Annotated in this window: 12 protein-coding genes and 1 pseudogene; 5 read left to right on the forward strand and 8 right to left on the reverse strand. The window is 75.0% G+C overall.

Going from position 1 to position 13909, the window contains the following annotated elements:
• The 4 genes and pseudogenes from AB0G13_RS04960 to AB0G13_RS04975 form a co-directional block, all read right to left on the reverse strand.
• Positions 1–592 (reverse strand): annotated as a pseudogene (locus AB0G13_RS04960) (hypothetical protein); the annotation flags it as partial.
• On the reverse strand, positions 589–3327 hold the full coding sequence (locus AB0G13_RS04965) for an SNF2-related protein (protein WP_357869021.1): 2739 nt from the start codon (positions 3325–3327) through the stop codon (positions 589–591). The gene AB0G13_RS04965 and the pseudogene AB0G13_RS04960, both read right to left, overlap by 4 nt.
• A gap of 71 nt (positions 3328–3398) precedes the next feature.
• Positions 3399–4217, reverse strand: coding sequence for an ABC transporter permease (locus tag AB0G13_RS04970; protein ID WP_357869024.1), 819 nt, complete (start codon positions 4215–4217; stop codon positions 3399–3401).
• On the reverse strand, positions 4214–5197 hold the full coding sequence (locus tag AB0G13_RS04975) for an ATP-binding cassette domain-containing protein (protein ID WP_357869027.1): 984 nt from the start codon (positions 5195–5197) through the stop codon (positions 4214–4216). Before AB0G13_RS04975 ends, AB0G13_RS04970 begins: the two co-directional genes overlap by 4 nt.
• Positions 5198–5270: 73 nt before the next feature.
• Between AB0G13_RS04975 and AB0G13_RS04980 the strand changes: the two genes are divergently transcribed.
• Together AB0G13_RS04980 and def are read left to right on the forward strand one after the other, a co-directional pair.
• The gene (locus AB0G13_RS04980) at positions 5271–6059 is read left to right on the forward strand and encodes a TetR/AcrR family transcriptional regulator (protein WP_357869029.1); all 789 of its coding nucleotides are present in this window, start codon (positions 5271–5273) and stop codon (positions 6057–6059) included.
• Positions 6060–6069: 10 nt separating this feature from the next.
• Positions 6070–6579: a peptide deformylase gene (gene def / locus AB0G13_RS04985; RefSeq protein WP_357869032.1), complete on the forward strand. Its 510-nt coding sequence runs from the start codon at positions 6070–6072 to the stop codon at positions 6577–6579.
• 81 nt (positions 6580–6660) lie between these two features.
• On the opposite strand, the gene AB0G13_RS04990 is transcribed toward def, so the two are convergent.
• The 3 genes from AB0G13_RS04990 to AB0G13_RS05000 form a co-directional block, all read right to left on the reverse strand.
• On the reverse strand, positions 6661–8241 hold the full coding sequence (locus AB0G13_RS04990) for a VWA domain-containing protein (RefSeq protein ID WP_357869034.1): 1581 nt from the start codon (positions 8239–8241) through the stop codon (positions 6661–6663).
• A 249-nt stretch (positions 8242–8490) separates the two neighbouring features.
• The gene (locus AB0G13_RS04995; protein WP_357869037.1) at positions 8491–9261 is read right to left on the reverse strand and encodes a GNAT family N-acetyltransferase; all 771 of its coding nucleotides are present in this window, start codon (positions 9259–9261) and stop codon (positions 8491–8493) included.
• A gap of 72 nt (positions 9262–9333) precedes the next feature.
• Positions 9334–9693, reverse strand: coding sequence for a helix-turn-helix domain-containing protein (locus tag AB0G13_RS05000; RefSeq protein WP_357869040.1), 360 nt, complete (start codon positions 9691–9693; stop codon positions 9334–9336).
• Positions 9694–9793: 100 nt separating this feature from the next.
• On the opposite strand from AB0G13_RS05000, the gene AB0G13_RS05005 reads away from it, so the two are divergent.
• On the forward strand, positions 9794–10405 hold the full coding sequence (locus AB0G13_RS05005; protein ID WP_357869043.1) for a malonic semialdehyde reductase: 612 nt from the start codon (positions 9794–9796) through the stop codon (positions 10403–10405).
• Between the two features lie 45 nt (positions 10406–10450).
• On the opposite strand, the gene AB0G13_RS05010 is transcribed toward AB0G13_RS05005, so the two are convergent.
• Entirely contained in the window at positions 10451–11230 is a 780-nt protein-coding gene (locus tag AB0G13_RS05010; protein WP_357869046.1) for a TSUP family transporter, read from the reverse strand.
• A 192-nt stretch (positions 11231–11422) separates the two neighbouring features.
• On the opposite strand from AB0G13_RS05010, the gene AB0G13_RS05015 reads away from it, so the two are divergent.
• The gene (locus AB0G13_RS05015; RefSeq protein WP_357869049.1) at positions 11423–12202 is read left to right on the forward strand and encodes an endonuclease/exonuclease/phosphatase family protein; all 780 of its coding nucleotides are present in this window, start codon (positions 11423–11425) and stop codon (positions 12200–12202) included.
• Between the two features lie 118 nt (positions 12203–12320).
• Positions 12321–13877: an NAD(P)-binding domain-containing protein gene (locus AB0G13_RS05020; protein WP_357869051.1), complete on the forward strand. Its 1557-nt coding sequence runs from the start codon at positions 12321–12323 to the stop codon at positions 13875–13877.
• Positions 13878–13909 lie beyond the last annotated feature (32 nt).

The raw sequence follows: 13909 nt of genomic DNA on the forward strand, positions 1-13909 counted from the left end.
CGGCCCGCGCGGTGGGGCTGGCCGCCGGTGCGGGTCCGTCGCCGTGGGGTGCGGCGGCGCCGGCGGGCACGAGCGCGCGGGCGTCGCGGCCCCGGATCAGCAGCAGCAGGGCCGGGTCGGCGTCCAGCAGCCAGGACACCTGGTGGCACAGCGCGGCGGCGTGCCGGCACGGGTGCTCCCACTGCGGGCAGTCGCACTCCGGGACGACCTCGCCCAGCTCCGGCAGCAGCGGCACTCCCGTCAATTCGGTGAGGTCCCGGGGCAGTTGCCCGGTCAGCAGCGCCGCCTGGTGCCCGGCGCGGGCGGCCACCTCGGCGGCCAGCCGGTCCCAGTCGTCGGCGTGCAGCGGCGCGACGCGTACCCGGGTGGCGTACGCCTGCTCGGTGTCGCCGTCGTGCACCGCGGCGGCGAGCCGCCCGGGGCTGACGGTGATCGGACCGACGTGCCCGGCGGCGGCGAGCCGGCGGCCGGCGCGCAGCGGCCGGGCGTCCAGGGCGCCCGCCTCCCACGCCCGGTTCCACGCGCTGCCCCACCAGGTGCGGGGCCGGCGGGCCCGGCCGGGCGGGAAGGCGGGGAAGCCGCGCGGGGTCATCGGTCGCCGCCGAGGGTCACCAGGTCGGCCAGCTCGGTGTCGCTGAGCGCGGCCAGTGCCGCCGGCCCGGCGTCGAGGACCGCCTCGGCGAGTTCCCGCTTGCCGGCGAGCAGCGCGGCGACGCGGTCCTCGACGGTGCCCTCGGCGACGAGCCGGTGCACCTGCACGGGCCGGGTCTGCCCGATCCGGTACGCCCGGTCGGTGGCCTGGTCCTCCACGGCTGGGTTCCACCATCTGTCGTAGTGCACGACGTGGTCGGCGCGGGTGAGGTTCAGGCCGGTGCCGGCGGCGCGCAGGGACAGCAGGAACACCGGGGCCTGCCCGGCGTCGAAGCGGCGGACCAGGTCGTCGCGGGTGGCGACGGGCAGCCCGCCGTGCAGCAGCAGCGCCCCGACGCCCCGGTCGGTCAGATGCCGGTGCAGCAGGCGGGCCATCGCCACGTACTGGGTGAAGACCAGCACCGCGCCGCCGGCGGGCAGGATCGCCTCGAGCAGCTCGTCGAGCAGGTCGAGTTTGCCGGAGCGGCCGGCCAGCCGCGGCGCGGTCTCCCGCAGGTACTGGGCCGGGTGGTTGCAGATCTGCTTGAGCGCGGTGAGCAGCCTGACCACCAGCCCGTGTCGGGCGAGGCCGTCGGCGTCGGCGATCGCCTCGAGCAGTTCGGCGACGCAGGCCTGGTAGAGGGCGGCCTGTTCGGCGGTGAGCGCGACGGGCTGGTCGGTCTCGGTCTTGGCGGGCAACTCGGGGGCGATGCCGGGGTCGCTCTTGCGTCGGCGCAGCAGGAACGGCCCGACCAGGCGGGCCAGGTCCCGGCCCGCGTCGGGGTCGCGGTCGGTCTGCACCGGCCTCACCCAGCGGGCCCGGAACTCGCCCAGGGTGCCGAGCAGTCCGTGGGTGGTCCAGTCCAGGATGGCCCACAGGTCGGTGAGGTCGTTCTCCACGGGGGTGCCGGTCAGGGCGACCCGGGCGGCGGCGGGGATCGCGCGCAGCGCCGTCGCGGTCTCCGAGTGCGGGTTCTTGACGTGCTGGGCCTCGTCGGCGACGAGCAGCGGCCACCGTCGGGTGGCGAGCCGGGCGGCGTCGCGGCGCAGGGTGGCCCAGGTGGTGAGCACGAAGCCGCCGTCGAGCCCGTCGAGGGTGCGCTCGGGGCCGTGGAAGCGGCGGACGGCGGTGCCGGGGGCGAAGCGGCGGATCTCGCGTTCCCAGTTGCCCAGCAGCGACGCCGGGCACAGCACGAGGGTGGCGCCGGCGGTGGCGGGGTCGGCCTGGCGGTGCAGGTGCAGGGCGATCAGCGTGACGGTCTTGCCCAGCCCCATGTCGTCGGCGAGGCAGCCGCCGAGGCCGAGCGCGGTCAGCCCGGCCAGCCAGCGCAGTCCGTGGCGCTGGTAGTCGCGCAGGGTCGCGGCCAGCCCGGCCGGTACGGGCACCGGGGGCGCGGCGTCGCCGTCGGTGAGCCGCCGGGCGGCCTCGGCCAGCCAGCCCTCGGTGGTCACGTTGACGCGTTCGCCGTCGACGTGCGTCGCGCCGGTCAGCGCGGCGCGCAGGGCGGGCATCGTGGCCAGCGACCCGGCGTGTGGTTCGCGGGCGCGGCGGGCCAGCTGCGGGGGCACCAGGACCCACCGCTCGCGCAGCCGCACCACGGGCCGGTGCGCGTCGGCGAGTTGGGCCAGCTCGGCGGCGGTGAGCGGGGTGTCGTGCAGCTGCAGTCGCCAGTGCAGCGTCAGCTCGCCCGGCTCGCCGAGCGGCCCCGGCCCGCCGGCGCGGCGGGCCGGGGCGCGCAGCACCGCAGAGGCGGTGAGGTTCCGGTCGAGTCCGGCCGGCCAGTGCACGTCGACGCCGTCGGCGGCGAGCCGGGCCGCCGCGCCGGTGGCCAGGTCGACGACCTGCGCGTCGCTGGGCGTGAGCGCGTCGGGTACCGCGGTCTCCAGCAGCTGCGCCAGGGGTGGCCACACCCGCGCGGCGTGGCGCAGGGCCAGCAGCGTGGCGTCGCGGGAGCCGGGCGGGAACCCGGGGACCGTGTCGCGCCACAGCGCGGCGGTGTCGGTGAGCAGCCCCGGCGTGGCGCGGCGGTGCACCTGCGCCACCAGCCGCCACGGTTCGTCGCGCTCGGCGCGGTGCTCCAGGCGCAGCGACAGTCGTACCGCCGCGTCGGCGTTGACGGCGACCCGGGCGGCCCAGTCGCGCAGCCGCCCGACCGGCGTGGGCGCCAGCGCCGCCCACGCGCCGGTGGCCGCGTCGTCGCGGGGCAGGGTGTCGGCGACGGCGTCGAGGAAGTCGCGCAGCAGCCGCGCCGGGTCGGGCAGCCACGCCGGGGTGCGCCCGGGCACCGGCGTGGCGCGGGCGGTGGCGGGCATCGCGGCGGCGAGCCGCGCCTGCCGGGCCTCGTCGTCGTCGGCGAGTGGCCCGACCCGCCAGGTGTCGTGTCCGGCGGGGGTCACGGCGGGCAGCAGCAGGCCGCGGGCGGCCAGGTGCAGGGCCTCCCGGGCCGCCGCGGCCCAGAACGCCGCCGCCGGGTCCGCGGCCGGCCCGGCCAGCAGCAGCGGTACGCCGGCGGCCACGCTCATCCGCCGCGCGGGCACCGGCGTCGGCTCTCCGTGCGGCGGCGTCGCCAGGGTCGCCGTCACGGCGTCGCCGGGCCCGTCGGGCGGGGCGTCGCCGTCGGGGGACCAGACGAGCAGCGCCCCGGCGCGGGGCGGGTCGGCGGGGGTGAACGTGACGGCGTGGGAGCCGATCGTCACGGGCGTCCTTCCGGGGGCGGTTCGGTGGTCAGGTCCTCGGCGGTGCTGGTGGTGCTCGTCGCGGGGGTCGGTCACCGGCCGAGCCTGCGGTATCGGCGTACCGCCAGGGGCAGGAACACGGCGGTCAGCAGCAGCGGCCACGCCACGGCGAGTGCGACGGCGTGCTGCGCGGCGAACGACTCGCCGCCCCAGCCGGGGTTGGCGAACAGTTCCCGGCAGGCCGCGACGGTCGCCGACAGCGGGTTCCACTCGGCGACCGCGGCGAGCCAGCCGGGCATGGTGTCGGGGGAGACGAACCCGTTGGAGGTGAACCCGAGCGGCCAGACGAGGATCTGCAGCAGCACCACCGACTCGGGTCTGCGCAGCACCAGCGCGAGGTGGATGCCGACCCAGATCAGGGCGAAGCGCAGCAGCAGGAGCAGCCCGACGGCCGCCAGCGCCGCCGGTGCCCCGGCCCGCCACTGCCAGCCGACGGCGACGCCGCAGGCGAGCATGACGGCCAGGCCGGCGGCGCAGTGCAGCAGGTCCGCGGCGGCCCGGCCGGTGAGCACCGCCGAGGACGCCGTCGGCAGGGACCGGAACCGGTCGGTGACGCCGCGCGCGGTGTCGGTGGCCACGGCCGCGTACGTCGACTCGATGCCGAAGACCACCGTCATGGCGAACATGCCGGGCAGCAGGAACTCGCGGTAGTCGCCACCGCCGGGCACGCTCATCGCGCCGCCGAACAGGTAGCCGAACATCAGCACCATCAGCACGGGGAAGAGCAGCCCGACGACGAACTGCCCGGGCTGGCGCCGCCAGTGCGCCAGCGCCCGGCCGGTGAGGGTGAGGCCGTCGGCGACGGCCCAGCGCAGCCGCCGCGGCGCGGGGTGGACGGTCGTGGCGCTCATGCGGTCACCTTCGGCGCGTCGGGGTGGGCGGTGGGGGAGTCGGCGGCGGTGAGCCGCAGGAACACCTCGTCGAGGGTGGGGCGGCGCACCGCGACGTCGGCGGCGCTCAGGCCGGCGTCGTCCAGCGCCCGCAGCACGGCCGCCAGCGCGGCGACGCGCCCGGTGACACCGACGCTGAGCCGCAGGCCCGCCGCGTCGACGAGCGGGGTCGCGGCGACGGCGGCGCCGACGACGCGCACGGCCCGGTCCAGGTCGTCGGCGCGGGTCAGCACGACGTCGACGCGGTCGCCGCCGAGCGCGGTCTTCAGCTGCTCCGGGGTGCCGTCGGCGACGACCCGGCCGGCGTCGACGACCCGGACGGTGTGGGCGAGCTGGTCGGCCTCCTCCAGGTACTGCGTGGTCAGCAGCACGGTGGTGCCGTCGGTGACGAGCCGCCGCACCGCGTCCCACACCTGGGCCCGGGCGCGCGGGTCCAGGCCGGTGGTGGGCTCGTCGAGGAAGAGCACCGGCGGGTCGAGGATCAGGCTCGCCGCGAGGTCGAGGCGGCGGCGCATCCCGCCGGAGTACGTGCCGACCGGCCGGTCGGCGGCGTCGGTCAGGTCGAAGCGGGCGAGCAGGTCGGCGGCCCGGGCACGGGCCCGCGCGCCGCCGAGGTGGTGCAGGCGGCCGAACAGCACCAGGTTCTGCCGGCCGCTGAGCACCTCGTCGAGCGCGGCGTGCTGGCCGACCACGCCGATGCGGGCACGGACCCGCCCGGGGTGGCGCAGGACGTCGGCGCCGGCCACCCGCGCCGCCCCGGCGTCGGGCCGCAGCAGGGTGGTCAGCACCCGTACCGCCGTGGTCTTGCCGGCCCCGTTCAGGCCGAGCAGGCCGCAGACGGTGCCGGCGGGCACCGTCAGGTCCAGGCCGGCGAGGGCCTGCGTGCCGCCGTAGCGCTTGCGCAGCCCCTCGGCCTCGATGGCCGCTCCGTCGTCGTGCATCGGCGCCCCCGTCCCACTCGTGCCGTACGCCGTACCGTACAGAATACGGTACGGCGCACGCTACAGTGCCGGGATGACGACCGAGTACAGCGGCACCGGCGACCCCGCACGCAGCCTCGCCCTGCTCTGGCGCACCCGCGAACGCACCAGCCGCAAGGGCCGACCCGACCTGTCCGTGGACCGGATCGTGCGCGCCGCCATCGAGGTGGCCGACGCCGAGGGCCTCGCCGCCCTGTCCATGCGCCGGGTCGCCGAACGACTCGGCGTGGGCACCATGTCCCTCTACACCTACGTCCCCGGCAAGGGCGAACTGCTCGACGTCATGCTCGACACCGTCTACGGCGAGACCGCCCGCCCCGACGACGTGCCCGGCGGCTGGCGCGGCCGGCTCACCCACGTCGCCCGCGAGACCTGGGCGCTCTACCTGCGCCACCCCTGGCTGCTGCAGGTCGCCACCACCCGGCCCCCGCTGGGCCCGAACGTCATCGCCCGCTACGAGTACGAACTGCGCGCCGTCGACGGCATCGGCCTGAGCGACCTGGAGATGGACGCCGTCGTCACCCTCGTCTCCGGCTACGTGCACGGCGCCGTGCGCAGCGCCGTGGAGGCCGCCCAGGCCGCCGCGCACACCGGCATGACCGAGCAGCAGTGGTGGCAGGCCCACGCCCCCTACCTGGAGAAGGCCCTCGACCCGCGCCGCTACCCCCTCGCGGCCCGCGTCGGCACCGCCGCCGGCCAGGAGTACCAGGCCGCCGCCGACCCCCACGGCGCGTTCGAGTTCGGCCTGGCCCGCATCCTCGACGGCATCGAGGTGCTCGTCGCCGCCCGCCCGGACGCCGCCGCCCCGACCGGCGACCGATAACCTTGCCGGCATGACGATGCGCCCCATCAGGATCATCGGTGACCCCGTGCTGCGCACCCCCAGCGAGCCCGTCACCAGCTTCGACGCCGAGCTTCGCGCCCTGGTCACCGACCTGATGGACACCCTGCTCGGCGCGCCCGGGCGCGCCGGCGTCGCCGCCCCCCAGATCGGCGTCAACGCCCAGGTGTTCGTCTACGACGCCGACGGGCACCGCGGCCACCTGGTCAACCCGACGCTGGAGGTGTCGGAGGAGCTGCAGGACGACGACGAGGGCTGCCTGTCGATCCCCGGCCTCTACTTCCCGACCCCGCGCGCCCTGCACGCCACCGCCCACGGCTTCGACCAGCACGGCGAGCCGCTGAGCATCTCGGGCAGCGGATTCCTCGCCCGGGCCCTGCAACACGAGACCGACCACCTCGCCGGCCGCCTCTACGTCGACACCCTGCGCGGCGACACCCGCCGCAAGGCGCTGCGGGAGATCCGCGCCGGCCGCTTCGACTCGCCCAGCCGCCGCGGCTGACCCCGCGTACGCCAACGGCCGCCGGACCCCGACGGGCCCGGCGGCCGGGACGTCACGCGCGGCACCCGGCCACGCCCGGCGTCACTTCGGCGGGGGAGCCACCAGGCACACGGCCGGCGACGAGGCGTTGCCCGCGTCGTCCACACCGACGATCAGCGCGTCGCCGCGCAACGTCACCTTGTAGTCGATGTCGCCGGTGCCGTCCTTCACCCGCGACTGCGCACCCGGCGCCTGCACCAGCTTGATCTTCGTGCCGGCCGGGAACGGCCCGAACCGCACGCTCGGATCCGCCGCGTCACCGATGAACACCTGCACCGCCGTGTCCACCACGTCGGTCGACGTCAGCTCGTAGAACCCGTCCGGGTTGTAGGAGCCGGGGACGTTGCCGCCGCTGGGGTTGTTCGTCGGCACGCACGCCGTCGCCGGCGCGGTGGTGTCCACCACCCGCATCACGGCGGTGTCGCTGCCGGTGTTGCCGGCCGCGTCGGTGGCCGTGCACGTCACCGTCGTCGCGCCCAGCGGGAACGTCGTGCCGGACGGCGGCACGCAGGTCGGGCTCAGGGGACCGTCGACGTTGTCGGTCGCGGTCGCCGGGTAGTCGATCACCGCGCCGGCCGGGCTGGTCGCCTCCACCGTCCGGTCGTCAACGACCACGGTCGGCGGGGTGACGTCGTTGACCCGCACGCGGATCTGCTGCGTGAACGCCGGCCCGCCGGACAGGCCGTTGAGCAGGAAGTCCACCGTGCAGGTCAGTTCGGTGCCCTGCGCGGCGTCCGCCGCGACCGTGATCGTCTCGGCGAACGGCACGTCGGTGCCCGACTGCTGCGTCCGCGACGGCGCGTCGAAGCCCACCGACAGGCCCGCCGCGCACGAGGTCACCGTCGGGGTGACCGTGACGTCCAGATCCCGCAGGCCCGCCAGGATCGCGGCGGTCACCGTGTCGGGGGAGCTGCCCCCCAACTGCCCGCCGGTGGCCGCCACCGCCGCCGTGGCCTGCCCGGTGGCGTCCAGGCCGCCACCGCCGCCGCTGACGTCGACCGCCAGCAGCCGCGCGTCGTCGGCCTGCAACGCCGCCGTCGCCTGGGCCAGGCTGCGCCCGTTGCTCGGGTCGTGGCTCGGCGCGTCGCCGACGAGCACCACGATCCGGCTGCTGCCCGCCCGGTAGCCGATCGCCCCTTCGGAGACCTCGACCAGCGCGTTCACCCACGCCTCGGGCGTGTCCCCGCCGCCGCCGGCGGCCAACCCGTCGACCGCGCCCTGCAGCGCCGTCGCGTCGTCGGTCAGGTCCTGGCGTACCCGGAACAGCTCCGCGCCGTCCCCCGTGTCCCGGTAGGAGGCCACCGCGAACTGCGCCGACGGCTGCGCCGACCGCACGTCGGTGATGACCTGCTGCAGGTTGGCGCGCACGTTGGCGATCGCCCCGCCCATGCTGCCGGTCGTGTCAACCAGCAGCACCACGTCGGGCTTCGGCGGGATCGGCGGGGTGGACACCACCTTGCCGACCGGGATCACGGTCCCCGGGTCGGCCGCCTGGTCGACGACGGCCGGGCTCACCCCGGGCGCGGCCCACGCCGGGGTGGCCAGCGCGGTCACCGCCGCCGTCACCCCGGCCAGCACGATGACAATCCGTGATCGCCGCCAGGGCACTGCTGCTGTTGCCATGGTTGCTCCTTCAGCTCCGCCGCGCGTGGCACGCGCGACCTCTGCCGCGACGCTAGGCCCGGCGACGGGCCCCGTACGTCAGACACGTGCCCAGGTCAGCGTCGGGTTCCCGACCCGCGACGGTGCCGCACACGAAGTCCTCCACCGCTCGTCCAGGTCCCGCCGCCGGGCGGTCGGGCCGGCCCGACCGCCCGGCGAGGGCCACCCTGACCGCACGGCCCGTCACCGACAGGGCACCGCCGGTCGCCGTCAGCGGGCGGTCAGCGCGTACTCCCCGTAGTCGGCGACCCGGGTGAAGCCCAGCCGCCCGTAGAGCCGCAACGCCGCCGCGTTGTCGGCCTTCACGTTGAGCGTGACGTGGGTGACGTGCTCCCGCAGCCGCCGGCACAGCGCGGCCACCGTCGCCCCGGCCAGCCCCCGCCCCCGCAACCGCGGATGGGTGGTCACGTTGCCCAGCGCCGCCACGCCGTACGCCGGGGAGAACACGTGCACCCCGGCGACCGCCACCAGCTCACCGCCGTCGCGCACGCCCACGTACTGGCCGGTGTCCAGCATCCGCGGGTCGAACCAGTTGCCCGGGTAGGCGACGTCGTACAGCCGGCTCAGCGCCGGCAGGTCGCCGGCGTGCAGGACCGTGCCCGCCTCGGCCACCGCGGCCAGCCGCGCCGGATCGGTCAGCGCCATCCGGTGGTGCGGGCCGGCCGCGTCCATCCGGAACGTCCCGGCCAGGGCCGGCTCCACGCCGGGGGACAGGTGCGCCCACAGGCGGGCCGGCAGCACCGGCGCCAGCTCGCTCAGCAGCGCCGCCAGCCGGTCCACCCGCGCCGGGGGCGCGAACGCCAGCAGCGTTGCCGGGTCGGCGCCGTGGTAGAGCAGCGCCACCTCCTCGTCGCGGCGGAACCAGGAGGTGTACGGCCAGAAGAAGTCGTCCAGGTCGCCCAGCTGGTACGCGTGCAGCACCGGGTCCCGCCCGAGCAGCGCGGCGAGGACGGTCCGGTCGTGTTCGGCGCGTACCGGCATCCGCCGATGATCACACACCGGCCCGGCGCGGAGTGCGCGCCCTTCGCCACGCCGGGCCGTCGCCGGTGGCCCTCAGCAGCCCGGCGTCGCCGCCGGCTCGGCGGGAAGGTTCTCGTGCGCCCACCGGCCCAACGCGTCGAGCACCGGCAGCAACGCGGCACCCGGCCCGGTGAGCTCGTAGCTCACCCCCACCGGGGGACCCTGCCGGACCGTCCGGCTGACCAGCCCGACCCGCACGAGCTCGCCCAGCCGGTCGGAGAGCACCGACTCGCTGATGCCGGGCAGGGCGCGGGTCAGCTCGGCGAAGCCGGCCGGCCCGTCGGCGAGGGTGCTCAGGAGCATGCCGTTCCACCGCTTGCCGAGGAACGCGAAGGCCCGGGCGACGCCCCCGTCACACGTGCGGGGCGTGTCGCCCTCCGGCCTGACCGTCATGCCCCCAGGATACGGCGGGCATTCGCCGGACAAGGAGCTACTAAAAAGCTAGCTGCTACCGTTGCCGAAGCAAATCAGCCGACCACCTGGAGACGACCCGATGACCGACGTCCACCCGCCCCTGATCCACCTGGCCCCCGAGGCCCAGGCGCTGCTGTTCACCGACGCCCGCACCGCCAACACCTTCACCGACGAGCCGGTCACCGACGAACAGCTCCAGGCGATCTTCGAACTCGCCAAGTTCCCGCCCACCGCCGCCAACACCCAGCCCCTGCGCATCCTCTACGTGCGCGCCGGCGAGGCCCGCACCCGCCTGGTCGCCCACATGAACGAAGGAAACCAGGCCAAGACCGCCAGTGCCCCCATGGTCGCCGTGCTCGCCGCCGACACCGACTTCCACGAGTTCATCCCGCAGGTCTTCCCCATCCGACCCCAGATGCGCGACAGCCTCGCCGGCAACCCCGACGCACGCGAGCGCATGGCCCGCTTCAACGCCACCCTCCAGATCGGCTACTACCTGCTCGCCGTGCGCGCCGCCGGCCTCGCCGCCGGCCCCATGGCCGGCTTCGACGCCGACGCCGTCGACCGCGAGTTCTTCGCCGACAGCACCTGGAAGACCCTGCTCGTGGTCAACATCGGCCGCCCCGGCGAGAACGCCTGGTTCCCCCGCCTGCCGCGCCTCGACTACACCGACGTCGTCCGCCACGCCTGACGGCGAACGGCGGGCCCGCATCCGCGACCAGTGGGCGGCGACCGGTCAGGCCGCCACCCACTGGTCGAAGCCCAACTTGCCGACCAACGCCACCACCACCACCAACAGCACCACCCGCACGAAACCCGAGCCGCGCCGCAACGCCATCCGCGCCCCCAACGCCGCCCCGGCGACGTTGCACACCGCCATCGCCGCCCCCAACAGCCACCACACGTGCCCCGTCGCCGCGAACACCACCAACGCCCCCAGGTTCGTGCCCACGTTCACGACCTTCGCCATCGCCGAACCGTGCACGAAGTCCGCGCCCACCAGCACCGTGAACGCCACCACCAGGAACGTCCCCGTACCCGGACCCACCAACCCGTCGTACAGGGCGATACCCACCCCCGCCACCGCGACCGCCACACCCACCCGCACCCGCGTACGCCGGTGCGGCTGCGCCACCACCCCCAACCGCGGACGCAACACCACGAACGCCGCCACCGCCACCAGCACCACCAGCACCACCGGCCGGTACGCCGACGCCGGCACCGCCCCCGCCAACGCCGCACCCACCCCGGCGCAGCACATCGCCAACCCCGCCGACGGCCCCGCCACCGCCCAGTCGATCTTCGTACGGCGCGCGTACGTCACCGCCGCCGTCGCCGTACCCGCGATCGCCGTCAACTTGTTCGTGCCCAACGCCGACGCCACCGGCATCCCCGGCGCCGCCACCAGCAACGCCGGCAACAACAGCAACCCACCACCGCCCACCACCGCGTCGATCCAACCGGCCATCGCGGCCGCGGCGAGCAGAGTCGTCAGCGACAGGGGATCCAGATCCACGGGCAGCCATTCTTCCCACCGCCACCCGCCCCACGACGCCACCTGTGGGCAGCCTCACCAGCGCCGCCGCTCACCGACCCCGCGCCCGACGCAGCCACACCCCGACCGCCCCCAACGCCACGAACAACAGCGCCGAACAGAACAACACCTTCAACACCCGGCAACCCTCCCACGGCCACGTAGGGTGCAAGCGTGCGCCTGGCCACCTTCAACCTGCTGCACGGCCGGTCCCTCGCCGACGGACTCGTCGACCCCGACCGGCTCACCGCCGCCGTCACCACCCTCGACGCCGACGTCCTCGCCCTGCAGGAGGTCGACCGCGACCAGAGCCGCAGCGGCAAACTCGACCTCACCGCCATCGCCGCCCGCGCCCTCGACGCCGGCGAACACCGCTTCGCCGCCGCCGTCGTCGGCACCCCCGGCGAACAGTTCCGCCCCCTGACCCACGACGACGACGGACACGGCGAACCCTGCTACGGCGTCGGCCTCGTCACCCGCCACCGCGTCCACACCTGGCAGGTCACCCGACTGCGCCCCGCACCCGTACGCTCACCCGTCTACGTGCCCGGCCCCCGCGGCGGACTCATCCTCCTGCGCGACGAACCCCGCGTCGTACTCGCCGCCGTCCTCGACACCCCACACGGCCGGCTCACCGTCGCCGCCACCCACCTGTCCTTCGTCCCCGGCTGGAACGCCCACCAACTCCGCCAGACCGTGCGCGCCCTACGCACCCTGCCCGCCCCACGCATCCTCCTCGGCGACCTGAACCTGCCCGCCGGCCCCGCCCGACTCCTCACCGGCTGGCACCCCCTCGGCCGCCGCCCCACCTACCCCGCCGGGCAGCCCCGCGTCCAACTCGACCACATCCTCGCCGACCGCCACGGCCTCGACCAGCTGCCACCCGTCACCGCCGTGCACACCCCCCTGTCCACCATCTCCGACCACCGCCCCCTCCTGGTCGACCTCGGCTGACCACCGACGCACAGGCCCCGCCAGCGGGGGGAGAAGACCACCACCCCACCAGCAGTCGCGTGACGATCACCGCACCCAGCGTTGACACCACCCCGCCGCATCGGCGAAGGTCTCTGGCGTGACGGCACCCACCCCCGGCCCGACGAGCCACCGCTACGTGATCATCGGAGCCGGACCAGCCGGCCTCCAACTCAGCTACTACCTCCAACAGGCCGGCTGCGACTACGTCACCCTCGAACGCGCCCCCGCACCCGCCGAGTTCTTCCGCCACTTCCCCCGCCACCGCCGGCTCATCTCCCTCAACAAGGTCCACACCACCAGCACCGACCCCGAGATCCGGCTGCGCTGGGACTGGAACTCCCTGCTACACGAACCCGCCGACCTGCCCTTCGCCAAATACAGCAGCGAATACTTCCCCCACGCCGACGACATGGTCCGCTACCTCACCGACTTCCAGCACCACCACCAACTCGCCGTACGCTTCGACACCCCCGTCAACCGGATCGAACGCCTCGACGACGACTTCCTCGTCCACACCCCCGACCACGTCATACGCGCACGCTGCGTCATCGTCGCCACCGGCTGGGGCCGACCCCACATCCCCGACATCCGCGGCATCGAACACGCCACCGGCTACGAGGACATGCACACCGACCCCGCCGCCTACGCCGGCCAACGCGTCCTCATCCTCGGCAAGGGCAACTCCGCGTTCGAAACCGCCTCGGCGCTCCTCGGCCACGCCGCCATGATCCACCTCGCCAGCCCCCGCCCCCTACGCCTGGCCTGGAACACCAAACACCCCGGAGACGTCCGCGGCCACCACGGCGCCGTCCTCGACAGCTACCAGTTCAAGACCCTGCACTCCGTCCTCGACTGCGTCGTCGACGAGATCCGCCCCCTCGACAACCGCTACCAGGTGCACCTCACCTACACCCACGCCGACGGCGAAACCGCCGTCATGGAATACGAATCCGTCCTGCGCTGCACCGGCTTCGCCATGGACACCAGCCCGTTCGACCCCACCTGCCGACCCGACATGGTCCCCAGCGGCCGCCTGCCCACCACCACCGGCGACTGGCAGTCAACCAACGTCGACGGCCTCTACTTCGCCGGCACCCTCGCCCAGGACCGCGACTTCAAGAAAGCCAGCTCCGCCTTCATCGACGGCTTCCGGTACAACCTGCGCACCCTCACCGCCCTGCTCCTCGAACGCTACGAGGGCGTCGAACTGCCACACCGCCACGTCGACCCCGACGCCGACACCCTCACCACCCTCGTCCTCGACCGGGTCAACTGGAGCTCCGCCCTGTGGACCCAGTTCGAATTCCTCTGCGACGCCCTCGTCGTCGACCCCGACGGGCAGCTACGCCACTACACCGACCTGCCCGAGGACCACGTCCGCGCCCGCTTCCACGACCACCCGCACTACTACACCGTCAGCTTGCGCTGGGGCCGCGACGACTACGGCGACGTCTTCGCCATCGAACGCCACCCCCAACCCGACCGGGCCGCCGAGAGCGCCTTCATCCACCCCGTCATCCGCCGCTACCACGGCGACACCCTCGTCGACGAACTGCACCTGCTCGAAGACCTCCTCGCCGAATGGCGCCGCCCCGACCGCCACGTGACACCCCTGCGCGACTACTTCACCCGGCAACTGCGCCGCCACCGCTGACCCCACCGGGGCACACCGCGCCCGCACGCCCG

The sequence above is a fragment of the Micromonospora sp. NPDC023633 genome (assembly GCF_040640035.1).
Classification (GTDB): Bacteria; Actinomycetota; Actinomycetes; order Mycobacteriales; family Micromonosporaceae; genus Micromonospora.

Coding starts and splice junctions, on each gene's coding strand:
- AB0G13_RS04990 (WP_357869034.1), bottom strand. CDS start 8,241: ATGGCAACAGCAGCAGTGCCCTGGCGGCGATCACGGATTGTCATCGTG.
- def (WP_357869032.1), top strand. CDS start 6,070: ATGACGATGCGCCCCATCAGGATCATCGGTGACCCCGTGCTGCGCACC.
- AB0G13_RS05000 (WP_357869040.1), bottom strand. CDS start 9,693: ATGACGGTCAGGCCGGAGGGCGACACGCCCCGCACGTGTGACGGGGGC.
- AB0G13_RS04975 (WP_357869027.1), bottom strand. CDS start 5,197: ATGCACGACGACGGAGCGGCCATCGAGGCCGAGGGGCTGCGCAAGCGC.
- AB0G13_RS04980 (WP_357869029.1), top strand. CDS start 5,271: ATGACGACCGAGTACAGCGGCACCGGCGACCCCGCACGCAGCCTCGCC.
- AB0G13_RS04970 (WP_357869024.1), bottom strand. CDS start 4,217: ATGAGCGCCACGACCGTCCACCCCGCGCCGCGGCGGCTGCGCTGGGCC.
- AB0G13_RS04995 (WP_357869037.1), bottom strand. CDS start 9,261: ATGCCGGTACGCGCCGAACACGACCGGACCGTCCTCGCCGCGCTGCTC.
- AB0G13_RS05005 (WP_357869043.1), top strand. CDS start 9,794: ATGACCGACGTCCACCCGCCCCTGATCCACCTGGCCCCCGAGGCCCAG.